The sequence below is a fragment of the Mycobacterium sp. genome (assembly GCF_019247615.1).
Lineage (GTDB): Bacteria > Actinomycetota > Actinomycetes > Mycobacteriales > Mycobacteriaceae > Mycobacterium.
Window position 1 is genome coordinate 1 of sequence record NZ_JAFBAT010000029.1, and the last position, 19,768, is coordinate 19,768.

The window sequence follows — 19,768 nt, forward strand, 5'->3', positions numbered from 1 at the left end:
CAACCACAACATCGTCTCGATCGCCAGCATGCCGCAGGCTCAGCTGGAGCGTGTTTATGGCAAGGATCGGGCGCAAATCCCGATGTACCTCGGATATGCGTTTCGCGCCATGAATACTCACGGCAGAGCGCTGTTCACCCTGGCTCATCGGGCGATGGTCGGCCAGAACGAGGACGACTACGTCCTGACCGACGGAGAACGGCTGTGCAGCACCGCCATCGGATGGAATTTCGGCGACGGCCACATGCACAACGAGCAACTGATCGCCGCGTTGCAGGAGCGCTGCCATTTCGAGCCCGGTGAGGTGCGTGTGGTCTTGCTCGATGCGCAGCCGATCCATCGGCAGACCCAGGAGTATCGCCTAGTCGATGCTGCGACAGGGGAATTCGAGCGCGGCTACGTTTGTGTCGCCGACATGGTGACGCGCCAGCCCTGGGCCGACGACGTCCCGGTGCACGTGCTGTCGGAGGCCAGGCCGGCGTAACGCCAGGGCGAGATTTCGATCCAAAGGTCGCCGCGGCGTTACGCCGGCGCGCAGGGCTTCGCCACTAGAGCTTCACGCGGCCCATGATCAGGTCGATGATCGGCTTGCCCGGCGGGTAGGCGCCGGTGAGCGACGCCATGGTGTGCCCGTAGTCGACCAGCAGCGTGATGCCGTTGATGCCGAAGGCGGCGGCGCTGTTGAGGAACGCCATGACGTCGCCCATCTGCTCCGGGGTGTGAACTTTGGAGCCGGTCTCGTCGCGGTAGTCCTGCGCGAAGGTCAGCCACAGATCGGCGTTGGCCTGGGCCAACGGGGTGTCCGTGGGACCCGGGCAGATCGCGTTGATCCGGATGCCCTTCTTCAGCAGGGGATAGCCCTGCGTCGCCACGTAGGCGTTGACAACCTTCTTGGAGAAGCCGTAGTGGATGATTCCTTCCGCTTCGTGCGCTTTCACCCACTCTTGGGCTGACGCGAAGTCGGGGTTGGCGAGGAACTCCGTCAGCAGGTCCAGGTCGTTTTCCCAGCCCATGCCGGCCACCGAGGAGATGAAGCAGATCGCCGAGCCCGAGGGAAGCTGGTTTCTCTCCAGGAGTCGGTCGATGAGATACCGGTGTCCGATGAAGTTGATCGCCATCAGATCCGTTGTCCCTTCGGCAATTCCGGCGGCCGAGAACAACGCGTGGACGGGACCGTTCAACTGCTCGAGGGCGGCGTCGATCGAGGCGGGCTCGCGCAGGTCGACCTGCACCGCCTGGGCGACGTCGTAGTTCACCGGCGCGTAGTCCAGCACTATCACCTCGGCACCGAGCTCGGCCGCTGACCTGGCGGCCGCGGCGCCCATGCCGGTAGCGCCGCCAACGACGAGGGCCCGTTTGCCGTCGTAGCGCAACCGATCGACAATAGTCATGAAAATCCCCTTCTCGTTTCCTGCTAGTCCGGTTCTCAATGCCCAACTGTATGGGTAACAGTTTTTTGGTTCAATACCTAGCCGTCGCGGACCGCTACCCCGCGCAGAACGGTGTCGCGGGCGTGTACCAAAGCCGCACGCGTCCCGACGGCGCGCAGGATGTTCTCCGGTATCCATTGCAGCCCGATGAGGCAGCGCGCGAGGATCGTTGTGGACGGCGCGTCGATAACGATGTCACCCGATCGGATGCCTTCGGAGAGAAGCGATTTCATTTGCCGAAGCCGCGTGGTATACAGCCAGCCCGGGTTGGGGGTATTCGGCGGTGACTGCCGCATCCAGGCCAGCTGAATCCTGAACTCATCGGAGAACCGGTCGAGTGCGTTGACATTGACCCAGCTCAACGCGTCCAGCTTCTCGATGGCGCTCGCATCCGAGCGGAGCACGGCGACCCAGCCGGCCTCGACCTTTCGGCCAAAGGATTCCATGATGGAAGCCAGCAGTTCGTCCTTGGAACCGATGACCCGATAGACGGTTCCGGTGCCCAGGCCGGCCGCTGATGCGATGTCCCGGATGGTGGTGACCTCATAGCCCTTGCGCCCGAATTCGGTTCGGGCCACCGCACGGACATGCGCCGCCTTGTCGCGGGGATCGGCGTCGCGATCGTCGGCCCACGTCGCGATGACGTCGGCTGCCGCCGCGAAGGCGTTCGACCGGTCCAGCGCCGAGTCGGTGGGCGGCCGTGCCGCCAAGCCCTGCAAGATGATTCGGCACAGTAGCTCGGCCACCTGGTCGGCGGGCGAATTGTGGCGCATGACGGCGAGGCCGACCTGCAGCATGGTCTGGCAGATGCGGTCGGCCAGCGTGGGGAGGTCGATATCGGGCTTGATGTAGCCGCTCCATCTACCGGCGCGCAGTGTTTGCAGCATCGCCTCCTGGATCGCGCCGGGCTGCTGCTGTGTCAGTTTCATCAGCTGCGGGTCGGCGCTGGGCCCCTCGTAGAACGACATCTGCAGGGCTGCGCCGTGGCGCACGGCGCAACTGGCGATCGCCTTGCCCAGCTCGACGATCTTGTCCGCAACCGGCCGCGAATCGGGTTCGTCCAGCCTGGCCTGAGCGGCTTGCCCGATCCGATTCAGATCGTCCTGGTACCGGCGGATCAGCTCGACGAGGATCGCCTCTTTGGATTCGAAGTGGTGATACAGGCTTCCGGGCAGGATGCCCGCCGCGTCCGCTATCTCCTGCAGCGACGTCCGCAATCCCGAGGATGCGATCAACGACGCCGCGGTCTGCAGGATCTCGGTGCGGCGCGTCCCGGAATCGTCGGCGGCGTCCAGGCGGACGACCGTGGACCTGCCTTTGGACAGCGGCTCGATTTTGGCCATGGCTAGGGGCGCGTCAGCGCGGACGAGTGCGAATCGGCATGCACGCGCATTCGTCCTCCCGCCGAACCAAATCTTTGTTAGAGGCTATCAGACCTGGTGAAACAAATGCGCTGCGCGAAACGGCGGCAGGTCCATTCTAGAGCGCGGGCCCGTCCCAGCGGTCCCGCGCGACCACCTCGTCGAGGGGCCGCCGGCGGGCCCGCCGGAACGTGTGCCCGGCGCGAAGGCGCCCCACCGGCAGCAGACACCCTTGGACATAGGTCGGTGGGATCCCGAGCAGCCGGCGGACCTCGTCCTCGCGGTGCAGGTGCAGGGTTGTGATGCACGTCCCGTAGCCGCGGGTGTGCAACGCCAGCTGAAAGTTCCACACCGGCGGGAAGATCGAGCCGTACAGTGTGGCCTGCGGAAACGACTCGTCGCCGTCGATCGTCGGCAGGTACGGCTGGTAGCACGGGATCACCAGCAACGGCACCCTTGACATGTTCTCCACCAACCACTCCGTCGACGACATGAGCCGAGCCTCGGGCGTGCCTGCCGGCAGCAGGTCGGCGAGGAGCTGCCCGCCGACGCGCAACAGGTAGGCCTCGCGGTACAGCTCGGCGACGTTCTCCCGCAGCCCGGGGTCGGTGATCACCAGCCAGCGCCAGGTCTGTGAATTGGAGCCGTTGGCGGCCTGCAGTCCGATGCGCAGGCACTCGCGGATGTCATCCAGGTCGACGGGCGCTTCCAGATCGAGCGACTTGCGCGCCGAGCGGGTCGCGGTGAGGAGGTAGTCGACGTCCATCAAGGGCCTCTCTGGGCGAGCAGCGCACCGATTTCGGTCAGGTAGCGGTCCGGCCCGCCCGCCAACGCGCTCCAGCTCAGCAGGCGCTTGAGATAGAGATGAGCGTCGTGCTCCCAGGTGTAGCCGATGCCGCCGAAGACCTGGATGGCGGTGTCGCCGACGGTGGCCAGCCGCCCGGCGAATGCCTTGGCCCGCAACGCCGCAATATGTCGTTCGCCGGCATCGGCGTTATCGGCCGCCCACAGCGCATGGATCGTGCCGCTGCGGGCCAATTCGACGGTCTCGAACATGTCCACGCACAGATGCTGGACCGCCTGAAACGAGCCGATGACCTGACCGAATTGCTTTCTGACCTTCGCGTACTCGACCGCGAGGTCCATGACCGCCCGCGCGGCGCCGAGCGCGTCCGCTGCGGCCGCGATGAGCACGTCGTCGACCACCGCCGCGGCGTCGTGCGACCGAAACGTTCCCAGTCGATCGGCGGGTGCCGCGTCGAACGTGACGCGAAAGTGCTTGCGGGTCTGGTCGATACCGCGCTCGGGCGTCATCGAAACGGTGGTTGCGTCGACCTTCACCGCGTACAGCCCGATGCCGCCTGAATCCTCGGCGAGGGCCAACAGGACGTCGGCGGCCGCGGCGTCGGGGACCGCGGCGATCTCGCCCCGCAGCGCGACGCCGTCGCCCCGCCGGTTTGCGGTGACGGGGGCGTTGCCGAGGAAACTGACGGTGACGATGGTGGTTCCGTCGGCGATCCCGGTCAACAGCTTGGCAGCCGCATCGTTGGCGCCGAGGCGGGTCAGCGCGCGGGTGGCGGCGACCGCCGTCGACAACCAGGGGCCCGGATGCAGCGCGGCGCCGAGTTCCTCGGCGACGATGCCGACCTCGACCATGGTCATGCCGGCGCCGCCGCAATCTTCGGGCACCCGCAGGCCGGTGGTCCCCAGGTCGGCCAGGCCGCGCCAGACTGCGTCGGTGGTGCCGGTGGGGTCGTCGAGCAACGGCCGCACGTGGCCCGAGATCGGGGCCTTTTCGGCGAGGAAGGTCCGGGTGGTGTCGCGCAGCGCCGCCTGCTCGTCGGTCAGTTCGAGGTTCATGTTCGGGGCAATCCGAGCACGCGCTGGGCCGTGATGTTCTTGTTGATCTGGGTAGTGCCTCCCGCGATGGTCAGCGAGCGCGACGTCAGGCGGTAGTTGGCCCACGGGGCGTTGCTGCCGCGGCTGCCAAGCACGTCGAAGGCCAGGGCGGCCAGGTCCTGCCCGATCTCGCCCCAGACGGTCTTGGCCAGGCTGGCCGACCCGAACGCGACCTTGGGTGAGCCGCCATGCAGCGTGGCCGAGATCGAGCGTTGGCACAGCACCTCGAGATACTTGATGCGGACCGCGATTTCGCCGAGGCGCCGCAGCGTCACCGGGTCGTCCAGCGCGTCGCCGTGCGCGGCGATGTCGTCGACCAACTCTTCCAGCCGCGCCTGCATCTCGGCGTATAGCCGCGCCGCCCCGGCGCGCTCGTGGCTGAGCGTCGTGGTAGCCACCTGCCACCCCGCGTTCAGGGGGCCGAGCAACGCATCGGCCGGAACCCGCACGTCGCGAAAGAACACTTCGGCGAAGTCGGTGTCGCCGTTGAGGGTGACGAGCGGGTGGACCTCGATGCCGGGCAGCCTCATGTCGACGATCAGGCACGAGATGCCCTTGTGCTTGGGGGCTTCCGGGTCGGTGCGCACATACAGCTGGCACCACCGCGCGCGATGCCCGAGCGAGGTCCAGATCTTCTGGCCGTTGACCACGAAGTGCTCGCCATCGCTCACCGCCCGGGTGCGCAGCGAGGCGAGGTCCGAGCCGGCTTCGGGCTCCGACATGCCCTGGCACCAGATGTCGTCGGCGCGCATCATGCGGGGAAGCAGCGTTGTCTTCTGGGATTCGGTGCCGTATTGCATGATGGCCGGCGCGATGTTGTTCATCCCAATGACGTTGAGCGGCATCGGGGCTCGAGCGCGCGTGGTTTCCTCGGTGTAGACCAGCTGCTCGAGAACCGTGGCTCCGCGCCCGCCGTACTCGCGGGGCCACGAGATGGCGGCCCAGCCCGCGTCGGCCATCGTCCGGTTCCAGGCGCGCAGCATTTCGAATCCGGCGTCGTCGCGGCCGGTGGGCCGGCGCGCGGCGATCAGCTCGTCGGTCAGGTTCGCGGACAGCCAGTCGCGCAGCTCGGTGCGGAACCGTTCCACGTCCGCTGGGTACGAGAAATCCACCAAGCCGGACCTTAACGTTGGTGCTCAGGGAATGCCACATCGGCGTTGCCCGGCATCGCGCTGACGCCGCGTCGTTCGCACACCTCCAGCACCTCGTCGACGATCGAGGCGGGCGCCATGAACTTCTCAGTGGACGACATCTGTTCGAGATGCGCCTGGATGTCTTCTGCCGTCGGTTCGCTCTCGGCGTCTGCCAACCAGCCTTCGCTCAGGCCGACAAACACCCGCGCGTAGCGGCCCGCGGCGGCTGAGTAATTGCGGTGGGTGAACGTGCAGGCGCTGCTTGCCAGGAAGGTGACCAGCGGCACGACGAGTTCGGGGCGGATGGCCCGCATGAAGCCGGATTCGGCCAGGAACTTCTCGTGGCCGACCGTCTCGGTAACCATCCGCGAGAACCCGGTCGGCATAACGGAATTGGCGAGTATGCCGTGCGCCTCGCCCTCGATCGCGATCACGTTCGTCAGCCCCACCAGGCCGGCTTTCGCCGTGGCGTAGTGGGCCTCCATCGGCTGACCGAAGATCCCGGCCGAGGACGAGACGAACACGAACCTGCCGCCGCCGTTCTTCTTCATCACGCGGTACGCGGGCTGGGAGAGGAAAAAGCCGCCGTCGAGATGCACGCGCAGCATTTGGCTCCACTCGTCGTGCGACAGCTCCTCGAACGGCACACTGCCGAAGATTCCCGCGTTGCTGACGACGGCGTCGAGCCGCCCGAACGCGCCGACGGCGGCGTCGACGATCGCCCGGCCGCCCGCGGGGCTGTCGACCGAGTCATAGGAGGCGATCGCCGCGCCACCGGCCGCGCGGATCTCGTCGACGACCTCGTCGGCGACTTTGGTGTCGGAGCCCTCGCCACGCATTGAGCCACCCAGGTCGTTGACCACCACCGCGGCGCCGCGGCGCGCCAGATCCAGCGCATACAGCCGGCCCAGTCCGCGTCCGGCGCCGGTGACCACCGCCACCCGGTCGGTGAAGTCGATCATGGGTGCGCTCCTGTTTGACCGTTCGTCGGAGCGGACCCTACGCTTGGAACAGATATTTGGTCAAAAGGCTCCGGTGGTTGGAGGTCGATGGCAGACGACGGGCTGGGCGACCGGTTGGCGGCCCTCGGCATGCTCGCGTCCGCGCTTGCCGGCCGGGCCGTGGCGGTTGCCGCGCTGCGACCGGGTGAGCCCTCGTGGACCGACGGCCAGACGATCTACGTCGACGCCAGTGCGCCCGCTCGCACGAGACTCGAGGCCATTGCGGCACAGGCGTCGATGATCGCGGCCGGCAGCCTAGATCCTGACGCGGTGCGTCCGCTGGTCCGCCACCCCGGGGTGGCCCGGCGCTATCTGGGGGTCGAGGGCCACCGCGCGCTGGTCGCCAATAGCGGTGTGCTGCCGGGCATCTTGACGTCGTTGGGCAATCGCGACATAGCGCGTCGCAGCGACTCGCCCGCCGCTTCGCTGGAAATCGCCAATGGCCGGGCGGCGATCGGGGACCCGCCGCCGCAATTCGGCGTGATCCGCGCCGCCAAGATCTTAGCCGTGAGTTCCAGGGCGACAAGGGAACAAGACAGGAAGAATCCCGAACACGTCCCGCGTGGCCCCGGCAAGAAGGAGCTCGAGGAGCTCGACGACGGGAAGGTCGACGATTCCGACGATCCGGATGTGTTCACCAGCCCCGTCGGCGGGGGCGGCTTCATCGGCAAGTGGCTGAAGAAGATGCTGTCGTCGGTGCGCAAGACCGGCAGCGGCGGCGGGCCGCTCGGCGCGGATTCCCCGACGCATCGCATGAATTCGGCGAACCGCGGTCTGCATGCGGTGTCGTCGCTGGCGTCGACCTCTGGCGACGACGTCGATGACCGTGAGGCCCACGCGGAGGGCACGACGTATCCGGAATGGGCCGTCACCCGCAAGAGCTACCGGCCCGCGTGGTGCACCGTGCGCGAGGTCGAACCGACGATCAAGGCATCGGCGACCCCGGCCATCGACGCCGCGATCGGCCTACGGCGCCCGCTGTCCCGACTGGGGATGGGCCTGCACCGCCGCCACCGCCAGTCGCAGGGAGACGACATCGACATCGACGCGGCGATCGAGGCGCGCGTCGAGGTGCTGGCCGGTTCGGTGCCCGACGAGGCGGTGTACCTGGATAGCCTGCGGCGCCGGCGCGACCTGTCGGTGCTGCTCCTCTTGGACGTATCGGGGTCGTCGGCGGAGCCGGGAACCGTCGGGCGGACGGTGCACGAACAACAGCGCGCGGCGGTCGCGAACCTGATGGTTGCGCTGCACGACCTGGGTGACCGCGTTGCGCTCTACGCCTACTACTCGCAGGGCCGCCGCGCCGTGAGCATGGTGCCCGTCAAGCGATTTGACGACCACCTCGACTCGCGAGTCATGAGGCGGCTGAACAGCCTCGAACCCGGCGCGTATTCGCGGCTCGGCGCGGCGATCCGGCACGGCTCGGCCGTGTTGGAGGCGCGCGGGGGCACGTCGCGGCGGCTGCTGGTCGTGCTGTCCGACGGGCTCGCCTACGACCACGGGTACGAGCGGGCCTACGGTGCCGCGGACGCGCGCCGCGCCTTGACCGAGGCACGCCGCCGCGGCACCGGCTGTGTATGCCTGACGATCGGTGCCGGAACCGACGTGCGTTCGCTGCGCCGGGTCTTCGGCAGCACCGCGCATGCGACGATCGCGCGCCCGGATCAGCTCGCCGGGGTGATCGGACCGCTGTTCCGCTCCGCGCTGCGCTCGGCTGAGGTTCGCCGGAGGGTGTCCTGAGGCCGTGTCTCAGAATGCCGTTCACGCTGGCGGGCCTAAATCCGCTTGTCAGGGCGCTTGAAACAAACATCTGTTCCGATTAGGCTCCCAAGAAACGCGGGCGAAGAAGGGAAGCCATGGCCAACGAGTCCGGGCTCATGTACCGGATCGGCACGACCTTCGAGGCGGACAGGGTGCGGCCCTACTACAAGGCGATCGGCAGCGAAGAGGACGTCTTCAAGGCGGCGTATCGCCAGGGCCTTGCGCTCGTCTTGAAGGGCCCGACGGGGTGCGGCAAGACGCGATTCGTCGAGGCGATGGCCTACGATCTCGGCCGGCCGCTGATCACCGTGGCCTGCCACGACGACCTCACCACCGCCGACCTGGTCGGCCGGTATCTCCTGCAGGGCGACGAAACGGTGTGGGTGGACGGTCCGCTGACCCGGGCTGTACGCGAGGGCGCGATCTGCTACCTGGATGAGGTCGTGGAAGCCCGGCAGGACACCACGGTGGTGCTGCACCCGCTCGCCGATCACCGGCGGCAGCTGCCCATCGAGCGTCTCGGCGTAACACTAGACGCGGCGCCCGGTTTCGGCCTGGTGGTGTCCTACAACCCGGGCTATCAAAGCGTGCTCAAGGACCTCAAGGATTCGACGCGGCAGCGGATGGTCGCCATCGAATTCGATTTCCCCGCAGCGGATGTCGAGGAGGGGATCGTCGCGCACGAGGCCGGCGTGGATGGCGCCACCGCGGCCCAACTGGTGCGCTTTGGGCAGGCCATCCGCCGCTTGGAGACCGGCGGGTTGCGTGAGGTCGCGTCAACCCGTGTCCTCATCGCGGCGGGCAGGCTGATCGCGGAGGGCCTGACCATGCCGGAGGCGGCTCGGGCCGCGATCGCCGGGCCGCTCACCGACGACGTGGCGGTGGGCAAGGCGCTTCACGAGATGATCGAGGTCTATCTGGGCGGCTCCGGTGGTTGACCCCGTCTGGCGCTCTCGCTAGCGTACTGAACAAAAATTAGGTCGCAGCGCCAGGCGCGCGTGAGTCGGTCCTCGGGAGGTCGAATGTCGTACGAGAGCAGCGCTGAGCCGATCAAGGTCGGCTACCTGATGGACTTCACGCTGCCGCCGGGGTTCCCCGAAGAATTGTTGGCGAGTTTCACGCGGTGCTTCGACCTCATCTTCGAAGAAGCCCGTGAGCAGGGCCTGATCGATCGCCCGGTGCAGATGATCTACCGCGAGGTGGAGGGGTTGCCCAAGGGATCGGTCAAGGCGGTGATCGATGCGTTCGGGGAACTCGTCGACGAAGGCTGCCTGGTGGTGTTCGGCCCGCACATCACCGACAATTGCGTGCCCACCCGCGAAGCGATCGAGGAGCGGTTCAAGGTGCCGGCGATCAGCGTCACCGGCACCGACGACTGGTTGGGCGAGTGGACGTTCTCCTTTCCGCAGGGATCGATGACCGACGAGCCGATCTTCATCGCGGACCTGGTCGCCAAACGCGGACTCTCCGAGATCGGGGTGCTCGTCGAGCAGAACCTGATCGGCGAGAGCTATCTCAAGAATTTGCGAAGCGCGTGCCGGCGCAAGGGGATTCGCATCGTCGCGGAGGCGGCGATCGCGCAGACCGCACAGGACATCAACGACGCCGTCCGGACCCTGCACGATGCGAAGTCCGAGGCGATCGTGCACCTGGGATTCGGATTCGGCATCGTGTTCATCAACCCCGCGTTGCGGGCCGTCGATTGGGATCCGCCCCGTTTCACGACCACGGCTTTCCAGAACGCCTGGGTGAACCCCATCATGTGGAACGCCTTCATGGGCTGGGTCGGGGTGGATCAGTATGACGAGGCGAATCGGGTCGGTCAGGACTTCCTCGATCGTTACGCCGAAAAGTACGACGGCAGCCGTCCCGAATATTGCGTGTCGGTGGTCAACCGCGACGTGGCCGCCACGCTCGTGCGCGCCTTTGCCGACGCGCACCCCCTCAGCCCGCGCGGCGTCAAGGAGGCGCTGGAGCGGGTGAAGATGATGCCGGCCGCCTCTGGCGCGCCGGGCACCCGGGTGTCGTTCGGCAAGTGGACGCGGCGGGCCTGGATGGGCGCCGGCTACCTCGTCGCTCGGACCCTCGACGCCGACGGCGTCAACTCGCATCTGGCCGATCGCTTCGGAGAGGAGAGCTGACGCGTGGCGACCGAACAGTCCATACTCCTAAAGCCGGACGAGACGCCCACCCACCGCAAGCGCGGATGGGGAGGCTGGATCGCCGGCGCCGCCCTGGCCGCGTTCGTGCTCTTCTTCATCGCGAACTGCCGCACCGCCCTCGACCCGCGCGTCGCCAACCCGAACGTGCAAGGCCGGCCGCGACCGGTGAAGTTCACGTTCGGCCTGGACTACATCACCTTCCTGGATGCTGCCACGGTCGTCGCGCTGATCGTGCTGTTGATCGTCTTCATCAGGGGCTGGCGCCGCAATCCCGGCAGCCCGGTGATGCTGATGTTCTTGTGTACCACGCTGATCGTGTGGCAGGACCCGATCATGAACTGGTCACCGTTCGCCGTCTACAACCCCGATCTCGTTCACTGGCCGGAATCCTGGCCGCTGGTGTCGTTGTCGCCGACGGTGGAACCGTTCGTGGTCTTCGGCTACGTGATGTTCTACTTCGGCCCCTACTTCCCGGCGGTGTGGCTCCTGCGCAAACTGCAGGCAAGGTACGGGCCCAGGAGCTATGTGTCGCGACACCCCTTGGTCAGCCTGGGCCTGATCACCCTGGTGATCGGTTTCGTTTTCGATGCCATGCTGGAAAACATCCTGATCCACTGGGGCATGTACATTTACTCCCAGGTGATCCCGTGGGGATCGGTGTTCGCTGGCACCACCTTCCAGTTCCCGCTGATCTGGGAATCATTCTCGGTGTGCTTCGTGATGATTCCGGCAGCGATCCTGTGCTATCGCGACGACACCGGTAAGTCGGTAGCGGAAAAGCTTGCCGCAAAAGCGAAGTTGTTCCCCACGCGACCGGCGCTCGGCACGTTCCTGGTGATGTTCACCATCATCAACGTGTCCTACTTCGCCTACGGCGCATGGTTCTGGGCCATCAAGGCGAGCCACGCCGCCACTTCGGTGGCCTGCCCCTGGCCCTATCCAGAAGCCAAAGTCTATGACCCGCAAGGCTATTACGAAAAGGCGGGCGCACAAGGCCCGTACTCGGTGGGTATCTGGTCGACCTGGGCGAGCGGGGAGCCGAACGGCCGCCCCAGCGTCGAACCACCTCCGCCCGGTGAAGGCCCCTGTGCCACTTCCGCTTCCGCGGCCAAGCATGGCTGAGCCCCGCACGGTCGTCATCACCGGCGCGTCCCGTGGGCTGGGGTTCGCGTCGGCGGTGCGCCTGTATCGGGAGGGCTGGCGCGTGGTCGCGGCCATGCGCACGCCCGACCCGGCGATGGCGCGGCTGCGTGAGGTGACGAGCGCCGCCCCCGACGACGATCGGCTGATCGGCGTGCAGCTCGACCTCGTGGATGCGGCGTCGATCTCCGCGGCCGCCAAGGCAATCGAAGAGGCCGTCGGGGCCCCGTACGCGCTGGTGCACAACGCCGGAATCTCCGCGGCCGGAATGGTGGAGGAAACCGATACGGCGTTGTGGCAGACCATGTTCGACACCTGCGTCAGGGGTCCCGTCGCGCTCACCAAGGCCCTGCTGCCGTCCATGCGGGCGGCGGGGGAGGGGCGCGTCGTGCTGGTGTCCAGTGCCGCCGGGGTACGCGGCCAGCCTGGCACCGCCCCGTACTCCGCAGTCAAGGGCGCCCTGGAGCGATGGGGTGAATCGCTGGCCGGCGAGATCGCGCCGTTCGGCCTCGGCGTCACCGTCTTGGTGGCGGGCATGTATGACACCGACATCATCACCGACGCCGGAACCACCGACGAGCGCAATTTCAGCGGGCCGTACGCGCGGCTGCACACCACCATGAACACCCGCGGGCGGTTTGCGATCAGATTCGCTCGGGCGCCCGAGCGGTTCACCGACGGGCTGGTCAAGGCGCTAGGCGACCGCGCGCCGTTCCGGCGCCGCGGGGTAGGTCCGGACGCTTCGATGCTGTTGGCCGCCAACCGGATCCTCCCGGCTTCGGGCATGCACCACGTGTCGCGGATCGTGCTGGGCATTCCGAGGCGGGGTTCGATGCGCGGCGGGGCGTGGCCCTTGACTTCGGCCCAACGGGCGATGGTGCTGGCGGCGCGCGTCGTTCCGCAGCGGGTGTTGCAGCACCTGGCGAGCCGCAAAGCGAACTGAAGGAGCAGTGATGGAACAACTTTTCGACGACCTGGAAGACTTCGGCGCCTTCGACGACGCGGTGTCCGGTGACGTGCGCGACCCCTATACCGAACTGGCGCGGCTGCGGCGTGAGGAGCCGGTGCAGCGATTGGATGCCTCCGGCATGCCCCACGAGGAGTCCAAGCCGGTCTTCATCGTCTACCGCTATGAGGAAGCCCAGCAGATGCTGCGCGACAACGAGACGTTCTCGTCGGCGGCCGTCATCGCGGCGTTCGGGCCGGTGCTGGGCGAAGGCGTGATGCTCGGCATGGACGAACCGGTGCACGGGCGGCTGCGGTCGCTGGTGTCAAAGGCGTTCTCCCAGAAGGCCTTGGCGCGGTGGGAGGACGAGCTGGTGGGGCCCGTCGGCCACAGCCTGATCGACAGGTTCGCGGCGAACGGCAAGGCCGACCTGGTCAAGGAGTTCACGTTCGACTACCCCAGCCAGATCATCGCCGGGCTGCTCGGCCTGCCGCGGGAGGACTACCCGCAGTTCCAACGCTGGTCCATCTCGCTGCTGAGCTGGATCCTGAATCCTGAACGCGGCCTTGCCGCGTCGGCCGCGCTCTGTGACTACTTCGCACCGATCCTGGAGGCCCGCCGCGCCGACCCCAAGGACGATCTGATCAGCCGCCTGGCCCAGGCCGAAATCGACGGCGAGAAGCTGGCGGACGAGGAGATCTACTCGTTTTTGCGGCTGCTGCTGCCCGCCGGTGTGGAGACCACGTACCGGGCGCTGGGCAGCCTGCTTTTCGCGCTACTGTCGGATCCCGCGCAGTTGGAGGCCATCCGCGCGGACCGGGCGTTGCTGCCGCAGGCCATCGAGGAGGGGGTGCGCTGGGAGCCGCCCCTGCTGACCATCACCCGGGTTGCTACCCGCGACACCGAACTCGGTGGGGTGCCGATCCCGGCCGGCTCGACGGTGATGCCGATGCTGGGGGCCGCCAACCGGCAGGAGGACCGCTACCCCGATCCGGACACCTTCGACATCTTCCGGCAGGCGCGGGGGCACCTGGGGTGGGGGCACGGCGTGCATGTGTGCCTCGGCATGCATTTGGCGCGGCTGGAAATGCGCACCGCCGTCAACCTGCTGCTGGACCGGCTGCCCAATCTTCGGCTGGACCCCGACGGGGACGACCCGCACATCCGCGGGCAGGTGTTCCGGTCGCCGACGGCCCTTCCGGTGCTGTTCGACCCCAGGTAGCGAACCCCCGCAGCGGTTGCAGCTTGCCAATCGGCTAGTTTCCGGTAAGGCTCTCCATAAGCTCCACCGAGCCCCCTCGACGACTCAGAAGAGAGTGACAGACATGACTGAGGCTGTAAAGGTCCGCTTCGAGCCCAAGATGATGATTGACGGCGGGCTCGTCGACGGCCAGGCCGGCACCTTCACCAACATCAACCCGGCCACCGAGGAGCCGCTCGGCGAGGTCGCCGACGCGTCGAAGGAGGACATGCAGCGGGCCATCGACGCGGCCCGCCGGGCCTTCGACGAGACCGACTGGTCGACCAACCACAAGCGGCGCCAGCGCTGCCTGCTGCAGCTGCACGAGGCGATCGAGTCCGAGAAGGAGGAGCTGCGCGAGGAGCTCATCCTGGAGGTCGGCTCGCCCCGGGCCATCACCTTCGGCCCCCAGCTCGACGCCCCGCTGGAGGACGGGCTGAAGTACCCGGCCAGGCTCATCGACGAGTACCCCTGGGAGACCGACCTGGGCGACAAGGTGATCAGCCTGACCGGCACGCTGACCACCCGCAAGGTCTGGCGGGAACCGGTCGGCGTCGTCGGCGCGATCGTGCCGTGGAACTTCCCGTTCGAGGTCACCATCAACAAGATCGGCCAGGCGCTGGGCACCGGCAACACCGTCGTGCTCAAGCCGGCGCCCGACACCCCGTTCAACGCCACCCGGCTGGGCCGGCTGATTGCCGAGAAGACCGACATCCCACCCGGCGTCGTCAACGTCGTGACCGCGTCGGACCACCTGGTGGGCGAGGAGCTCACGCTGTCGCCCAAGGTCGACCTGATCTCGTTCACCGGCTCGACCGCGGTCGGCAAACGGATCATGGAAAAGGGTGCCGCGACCATGAAGCGGCTGTTCCTCGAGCTCGGTGGCAAGTCGGCCACCATCGTCCTGGACGACGCCGACTTCGGCCTGGCGTGCGCGATCGGCATCGCGCCGTGCATGCACGCCGGGCAGGGCTGCGCGAACCCCACCCGGATGCTGCTGCCGCGGTCGCGCTACGACGAGGGCGTGGCGATCCTCAAGAGCATCTACGACAACGTCATGCCGGGTGATCCCCAGGACGCCGGAACGCTGTGCGGCCCGGTGATTTCGGACAAGCAGCGCAAGCGGGTGCTGGGCTACATCAACAAGGGCGTCGAAGAGGGCGCCACGGCGCTCGTCGGCGGCCCCGACGCACCCACCGGCTTCGACAAGGGGTTCTACGTCCGCCCAACGCTTTTCGTCGACGTCGACAACTCCATGACGATCGCCCAGGAGGAGATCTTCGGCCCGGTGCTGGTCGTCATCCCGTTCGACGACGAGGAGGACGCGATCCGCATCGCCAACGACAGCGCGTACGGGTTGGCCGGCAACGTCATGTCGGGATCCCTGGAGCGTTCGCTCGCGGTGGCCCGACGGATCAAGGCCGGGTTCATGGGCGTCAACGGCGGCGCTCCGTACGGCGCCGACACCCCGTTCGGTGGCTACAAGGCCAGCGGGGTGGGCCGGCAGAACGGTGTCGCCGGCTTCGACCAGTACACCGAGATCAAGTCGGTGGCATACCCGGCCGTGTGATCCCTGAGCGTGGCGCGGGAGCGATGCGATCCGATCGTGAGTTCGTGTTCGCCGCCGTCGCCGAGGAGCGACGGCGTCTCGCCCGCCTGATAGGCGGCTTGGACGCCGCCGAGTTGGCCACGCCGAGCCTGTGTGCCGGCTGGGATGTCAAGACGGTGGGCGCGCACGTCGTCAGCACGGTCGTCGACGGTACCGGGGCATTCCTTTGGCTCGCCCTGCGTCGGGCAAGCATGGCGCGCGCCATCGACGAGCTGGCGCGGCGCCGCGCGCGGGCGCCGGCGGAGGAGATCGTGGCCAGCCTGCACCGGTGCGCGGATCGCCGGATCAGTCCGCCGTTGTTCGGGCCCGTGGACCCGCTCGCCGACGTCCTGGTGCACGGCGGCGACGTGCGGATCCCGCTTGGCCGGCCCTTCACGCCGGATCCTTCCCTGGCGGCGCTGGCGATGGACTTTTTGACCGGTCCGTTTCCGTTCGCCTTCGTCCCATTCGGGCGACGACGCGGAATCAGCCTGCGCGCCACCGACATTGACCGAGCATGGGGGACCGGCGCCGAGATTCGTGGGCCGGTGGCCGCCCTGATGATGGCGATCTGCGGCCGGACCGCGCTGCTGCACCTGCTCGACGGGCCGGGGTTGACGCGGCTCTGTGGGCGGCTGTCGGGCCCATCCAATATTTGACCTAACTTTTGTTCCGAGCTACGTTGGAGGGGCCGGTCGGTGCAGGGGAGGGTCTGAAGTGAGCGACCCTGGCATCAGCGGGTGGGACCCCCGCTTCACCGAGCGGTTGGTCAAGGCGGCGGAACCCCTTGCGCGGCGCTGGTTTCGGTTCGAGGTTCGCGGGCTGGAAAACTTCCCCCGCCACGGCGGCGCGTTGCTCGTCGGCAACCACTCGGGCGGCATGCTGACCCCCGACGTGCTGATCTTCGCCGCGGCGTTCTACCGGAGATTCGGCTACGGCCGACCGCTGTACACGCTGGCCCACGACGGGATGTTCGCCGGGCCGATGTCGGGTGTCCTGGCTCGGCTTGGCGTGATCCGGGCCAACCGGGAAAACACCGCCGGGGCGCTCCGATCGGGCGGCGTCGTGCTGGTGTTCCCCGGCGGCGTCTACGACGCCTACCGGCCGACGGTGACCGCGAACGTCGTCGATTTCAACGGCCGCACCGGATACGTTCGGTCGGCGATCGAGGCCGGGGTACCGATCGTGCCGGCGGTCTCCATCGGCGGTCAGGAAAGCCAGCTGTTCTTGACCCGCGGCACCTGGCTCGCAAAGCGATTGGGGCTGTCGCGGTTTCGCTCGGATATCCTGCCGGTGACCCTGGGTTTCCCGTTCGGATTCAGCGTGATCATGCCGCCCAACGTCCCGCTACCGACCAAGATCGTCACCGACGTTTTGGGCCCGATCGACGTTGCCGACCGGTTCGGCGAGGAGCCGGACGTCGCCGCGGTCGACGCGCACGTCCGTTCGGTGATGCAGGCGGCGCTCGATCGCCTGGCCCGGCAGCGGCGGTTTCCGATCGTTGGCTAGCCCGGTAACGGCGAGCGCCGAAACGGCGCGAGCGAGGAGCAGGGCAATTGAGGTTAGGGCATCGCGGATTCGACTATCGCCACCGCGCCGGAAAGCCCAGCTGCGGCGCGGATTTCGCGGAGGGCGTGAACCATGGCGTGAGTCACCTCATGGGTGTCGTCGACGGTGCGGTCGTCGGCGATCACCGAAATGTTGAGCTGCTCGACGTAGCTCCACACGGTGATGTTTATGCCGCAGCCGGCGATCAGCGGCCCTGCCGAATAGATCTCGCTGACCGGCGCACCCGCGAGATGGCCCCGCACGCGCGGCCCGGCGACGTTGGACACCGGGACGTTGAAGAGGGTGTTGCGCGCGTCGCGGCGGCCTAGCCACTTGAAGGCGGGCGGGGCAGCAAAGGGCGGTAGGTAGGTGATCAGCTTGCCGTACAGCTCCGGGCCGAACAGCTCGTTGTTCTCCTTGGCGATCCCAGTGGCCAGCGAGGCCAGCCGCACCCGCTCCAACGGATCAGCGACGTGGGTAGGCAGCGATACCGCCATGCCGCCGAGTTCGTTGCCGCTGACCCGGTGCGGCGACCGGTCGGTGCTGGCGGGCACCGACGCGACGATGGGCCGGTCCGCGCTGCCGTCATAGCGCAACATCAATTCCCGCAGCGCGCCGGCGACCATCGCCATCGCCATGTCGTTGATGGTGATCCGCAAGTGCTTGCCGGTCTCTTTGACTTGTGCCAGCGACAGCGTCGCGGTCGCGAACGTCCGCGCCGGTGACACCACGTGATTCATGAAAGTCGGTGGTGCGTGCAGCATCCGGGCCAGGTCCGGGTGATCACCGCGTTCGCGGGCGCGCCGGCGCAGGCGCCGCACCCCCGACAGCGTGTCCACCATCACCCCCGGCAGCGCCGCGAGTTGTCGGACGTGGTCGCGCCCGGCGGCCCGCAGCAGCTCCGCCGTCGACGGCGGTATGCAAGTGGTGTCGTTGTCGCATTCGTCCTGCCTCGGCCCGTCCAGGTCCATCAGCCTGCCCAGGAGATTGGCCGACGCGACCCCGTCGGCCAGGGCGTGGTGGATCTTGCCGATGATCGCGCATCGGTGCTCGGCCATGCCTTCGGCAAAGTGGAATTCCCACAGCGGGCGGCTGCGATCCAGCGGGGTGCTGGCGACGGTGCCGATCACCTCATCGAGCTCCCGCCGGCCGCCCGGGGCGGGCACCTGGACCCGCCGCAGATGGTAGTCGAGGTCGACATCGCAGTTTTCCAGCCACATCGGGTGATGGATTCGCCACGGGATGTCGACGAGCTTGTAGCGCAACGGATCCAGCAGATGCAGCCGGCGCAGCAGCGTGCGGCGAAACACGTCGACGGTGAAGTCGCCCTCGCGGCCGGCGCCGTCGACCACCGCCACCTTCAAGGTGTGCGTGTGCAGGTTCGGCGTCTCGCTGTACAGGAGCATCGCGTCCATGCCGTTGAGCCGCTTCACCGTCCCCCTCGCTTTCGACTACAAGCCAATACTGCCATGATCTGAACAAATCTCTGGTTCGGAGTGTGAGGAGACGTCGTCTGGCAGACGCATTGCCCATCGGCGCACTCAGGGGGTCCCGGCGGCGGGTCATTTCCCCATCGCGGTCGCCGACGAAATACTCGAAGACCTTTCGCCATAGCGCTTCAGGTAGAGCAGCGAGACCACCCCGCCCCGCGCCCGCCCAACGCGTTGGTTGACAATCGACTCAAGACCCACTCAAAGGAGACATCACCATGGCTGAAGCCGTCATCGTCGAGGCAGTCCGCTCACCGATCGGTAAGCGCAACGGCGGGCTGTCGGGGGTGCACCCGGCCGACCTGTCGGCGCAGGTTCTCAACGGCTTGGCCGACAGGGCCGGCATCGACCCCGGGATCGTCGACGACGTCATCTGGGGCTGCGTGATGCAGGCCGGCGAGCAGGCCCTCGACATCGGCCGCACCGCGCTCCTGGCCGCGGGCTGGCCCGAGACCGTCCCCGGGGTAACCGTCGACCGTCAGTGCGGGTCGAGCCAGCAGTCCATCCACTTCGCCGCGGCGGGCGTGGTGGCCGGGCATTACGACGTCGTCGTCGCCGGCGGGGTGGAGTCGATGTCGCGGACCCCCATGGGCGCATCGCTGGCCAACGGCGGACGGCCGTATCCGCAGGCCTTCATCGACCGCTACGAGGGCCAGATCCCCAACCAAGGCCTCGGCGCCGAGATGATCGCCGAGCAGTGGGGGCTCGACCGCACCGCGCTCGACGAGTTCTCCCTGGGCTCACACGAAAGGGCCGCCGCGGCACAGGATTCCGGCGCCTTCGACGACCAGATCGTCGGCATCAAGGATCAGGACGGGAACGTGGTGCTCAAGGACGAGGGCATCCGCCGCGGCACCCCGATGGAGAAGATGGCGTCGCTGAAGCCGGCGTTCAAGGAGGACGGCGTGATTCACGCCGGCAACTCCTCGCAGATCTCCGACGGCTCGGCCGCCATCCTGTTCATGTCAGCCGAGAAGGCGAAGTCGTTGGGGCTCAAGCCGATCGCCAAGGTGCACACGGCAACGCTGGCCGGCGCCAACCCGGTGATCATGCTGACGGCGCCCATTCC

18 protein-coding genes are annotated in these 19,768 nt (G+C 67.5%); 11 read left to right on the forward strand and 7 right to left on the reverse strand.

All coding sequences use genetic code 11. The features are described from left to right. Positions 1–484 (forward strand): DUF3556 domain-containing protein (locus JO059_RS02055; protein WP_293314380.1); only part of this gene is annotated, 484 nt, incomplete at its 5' end. A 64-nt stretch (positions 485–548) separates the two neighbouring features. Here JO059_RS02055 and JO059_RS02060 read toward each other — a convergent pair. From JO059_RS02060 to JO059_RS02085, 6 genes are all read right to left on the reverse strand, one after another. Beyond that, a complete protein-coding gene (locus JO059_RS02060) occupies positions 549–1,391 on the reverse strand; it encodes an SDR family oxidoreductase (protein ID WP_293314382.1) in 843 nt (280 codons plus the stop codon). Between the two features lie 77 nt (positions 1,392–1,468). Beyond that, complete coding sequence (locus JO059_RS02065) at positions 1,469–2,773, reverse strand: TetR/AcrR family transcriptional regulator (RefSeq protein ID WP_293314383.1); 1,305 nt, start codon at positions 2,771–2,773, stop codon at positions 1,469–1,471. Positions 2,774–2,909: 136 nt separating this feature from the next. Next, a complete protein-coding gene (locus JO059_RS02070) occupies positions 2,910–3,557 on the reverse strand; it encodes a nitroreductase family protein (RefSeq protein ID WP_293314385.1) in 648 nt (215 codons plus the stop codon). Next, a complete protein-coding gene (locus JO059_RS02075) occupies positions 3,557–4,651 on the reverse strand; it encodes an acyl-CoA dehydrogenase family protein (RefSeq protein WP_293314387.1) in 1,095 nt (364 codons plus the stop codon). Before JO059_RS02075 ends, JO059_RS02070 begins: the two co-directional genes overlap by 1 nt. Then, positions 4,648–5,802 carry an acyl-CoA dehydrogenase family protein gene (locus tag JO059_RS02080; protein WP_293314389.1) on the reverse strand — a complete coding sequence of 385 codons (1,155 nt, stop codon included), beginning with the start codon at positions 5,800–5,802 and terminating at the stop codon, positions 4,648–4,650. The genes JO059_RS02075 and JO059_RS02080 overlap by 4 nt, the downstream gene beginning before the upstream one ends. Positions 5,803–5,813: 11 nt before the next feature. Continuing rightward, a complete protein-coding gene (locus JO059_RS02085) occupies positions 5,814–6,785 on the reverse strand; it encodes an SDR family NAD(P)-dependent oxidoreductase (RefSeq protein WP_293314391.1) in 972 nt (323 codons plus the stop codon). 87 nt (positions 6,786–6,872) lie between these two features. Here JO059_RS02085 and JO059_RS02090 point away from each other — a divergent pair, with 87 nt between their 5' ends. The 9 genes from JO059_RS02090 (at position 6,873) to JO059_RS02130 (ending at position 17,170) form a co-directional block, all read left to right on the forward strand. Continuing rightward, the gene (locus JO059_RS02090; protein WP_293314393.1) at positions 6,873–8,564 is read left to right on the forward strand and encodes a VWA domain-containing protein; all 1,692 of its coding nucleotides are present in this window, start codon (positions 6,873–6,875) and stop codon (positions 8,562–8,564) included. 116 nt (positions 8,565–8,680) lie between these two features. Continuing rightward, positions 8,681–9,523: a CbbQ/NirQ/NorQ/GpvN family protein gene (locus JO059_RS02095; protein ID WP_293314395.1), complete on the forward strand. Its 843-nt coding sequence runs from the start codon at positions 8,681–8,683 to the stop codon at positions 9,521–9,523. A gap of 84 nt (positions 9,524–9,607) precedes the next feature. Beyond that, positions 9,608–10,726: an ABC transporter substrate-binding protein gene (locus JO059_RS02100; RefSeq protein ID WP_293314397.1), complete on the forward strand. Its 1,119-nt coding sequence runs from the start codon at positions 9,608–9,610 to the stop codon at positions 10,724–10,726. 3 nt (positions 10,727–10,729) lie between these two features. Continuing rightward, positions 10,730–11,869: a spirocyclase AveC family protein gene (locus JO059_RS02105; RefSeq protein WP_293314399.1), complete on the forward strand. Its 1,140-nt coding sequence runs from the start codon at positions 10,730–10,732 to the stop codon at positions 11,867–11,869. Then, the gene (locus tag JO059_RS02110) at positions 11,862–12,830 is read left to right on the forward strand and encodes an SDR family NAD(P)-dependent oxidoreductase (protein WP_293314401.1); all 969 of its coding nucleotides are present in this window, start codon (positions 11,862–11,864) and stop codon (positions 12,828–12,830) included. Before JO059_RS02105 ends, JO059_RS02110 begins: the two co-directional genes overlap by 8 nt. 10 nt (positions 12,831–12,840) lie before the next feature. Continuing rightward, a complete protein-coding gene (locus tag JO059_RS02115) occupies positions 12,841–14,055 on the forward strand; it encodes a cytochrome P450 (protein ID WP_293314403.1) in 1,215 nt (404 codons plus the stop codon). Between the two features lie 103 nt (positions 14,056–14,158). Then, on the forward strand, positions 14,159–15,643 hold the full coding sequence (locus JO059_RS02120) for an aldehyde dehydrogenase family protein (RefSeq protein WP_293314405.1): 1,485 nt from the start codon (positions 14,159–14,161) through the stop codon (positions 15,641–15,643). A gap of 23 nt (positions 15,644–15,666) precedes the next feature. Then, entirely contained in the window at positions 15,667–16,320 is a 654-nt protein-coding gene (locus JO059_RS02125) for a maleylpyruvate isomerase family mycothiol-dependent enzyme (protein WP_293314406.1), read from the forward strand. Between the two features lie 58 nt (positions 16,321–16,378). Further along, a complete protein-coding gene (locus JO059_RS02130; RefSeq protein WP_293314408.1) occupies positions 16,379–17,170 on the forward strand; it encodes a lysophospholipid acyltransferase family protein in 792 nt (263 codons plus the stop codon). A gap of 53 nt (positions 17,171–17,223) precedes the next feature. Here the strand turns inward: JO059_RS02130 and JO059_RS02135 are convergent, their stop codons facing one another. Continuing rightward, entirely contained in the window at positions 17,224–18,642 is a 1,419-nt protein-coding gene (locus JO059_RS02135; protein ID WP_293314410.1) for a wax ester/triacylglycerol synthase family O-acyltransferase, read from the reverse strand. Positions 18,643–18,917: 275 nt separating this feature from the next. Here JO059_RS02135 and JO059_RS02140 point away from each other — a divergent pair. Next, a partial coding sequence (locus tag JO059_RS02140) for a thiolase family protein (protein WP_293314411.1) occupies positions 18,918–19,768 on the forward strand: 851 nt, incomplete at its 3' end.

Bases quoted from the DNA above. Each gene is read 5' to 3' on its own strand.
- JO059_RS02060 (WP_293314382.1), bottom strand. From the start codon at position 1,391: ATGACTATTGTCGATCGGTTGCGCTACGACGGCAAACGGGCCCTCGTC.
- JO059_RS02065 (WP_293314383.1), bottom strand. From the start codon at position 2,773: ATGGCCAAAATCGAGCCGCTGTCCAAAGGCAGGTCCACGGTCGTCCGC.
- JO059_RS02070 (WP_293314385.1), bottom strand. From the start codon at position 3,557: ATGGACGTCGACTACCTCCTCACCGCGACCCGCTCGGCGCGCAAGTCG.
- JO059_RS02075 (WP_293314387.1), bottom strand. From the start codon at position 4,651: ATGAACCTCGAACTGACCGACGAGCAGGCGGCGCTGCGCGACACCACC.
- JO059_RS02085 (WP_293314391.1), bottom strand. From the start codon at position 6,785: ATGATCGACTTCACCGACCGGGTGGCGGTGGTCACCGGCGCCGGACGC.
- JO059_RS02090 (WP_293314393.1), top strand. From the start codon at position 6,873: ATGGCAGACGACGGGCTGGGCGACCGGTTGGCGGCCCTCGGCATGCTC.
- JO059_RS02095 (WP_293314395.1), top strand. From the start codon at position 8,681: ATGGCCAACGAGTCCGGGCTCATGTACCGGATCGGCACGACCTTCGAG.
- JO059_RS02100 (WP_293314397.1), top strand. From the start codon at position 9,608: ATGTCGTACGAGAGCAGCGCTGAGCCGATCAAGGTCGGCTACCTGATG.
- JO059_RS02110 (WP_293314401.1), top strand. From the start codon at position 11,862: ATGGCTGAGCCCCGCACGGTCGTCATCACCGGCGCGTCCCGTGGGCTG.
- JO059_RS02115 (WP_293314403.1), top strand. From the start codon at position 12,841: ATGGAACAACTTTTCGACGACCTGGAAGACTTCGGCGCCTTCGACGAC.
- JO059_RS02120 (WP_293314405.1), top strand. From the start codon at position 14,159: ATGACTGAGGCTGTAAAGGTCCGCTTCGAGCCCAAGATGATGATTGAC.
- JO059_RS02125 (WP_293314406.1), top strand. From the start codon at position 15,667: ATGCGATCCGATCGTGAGTTCGTGTTCGCCGCCGTCGCCGAGGAGCGA.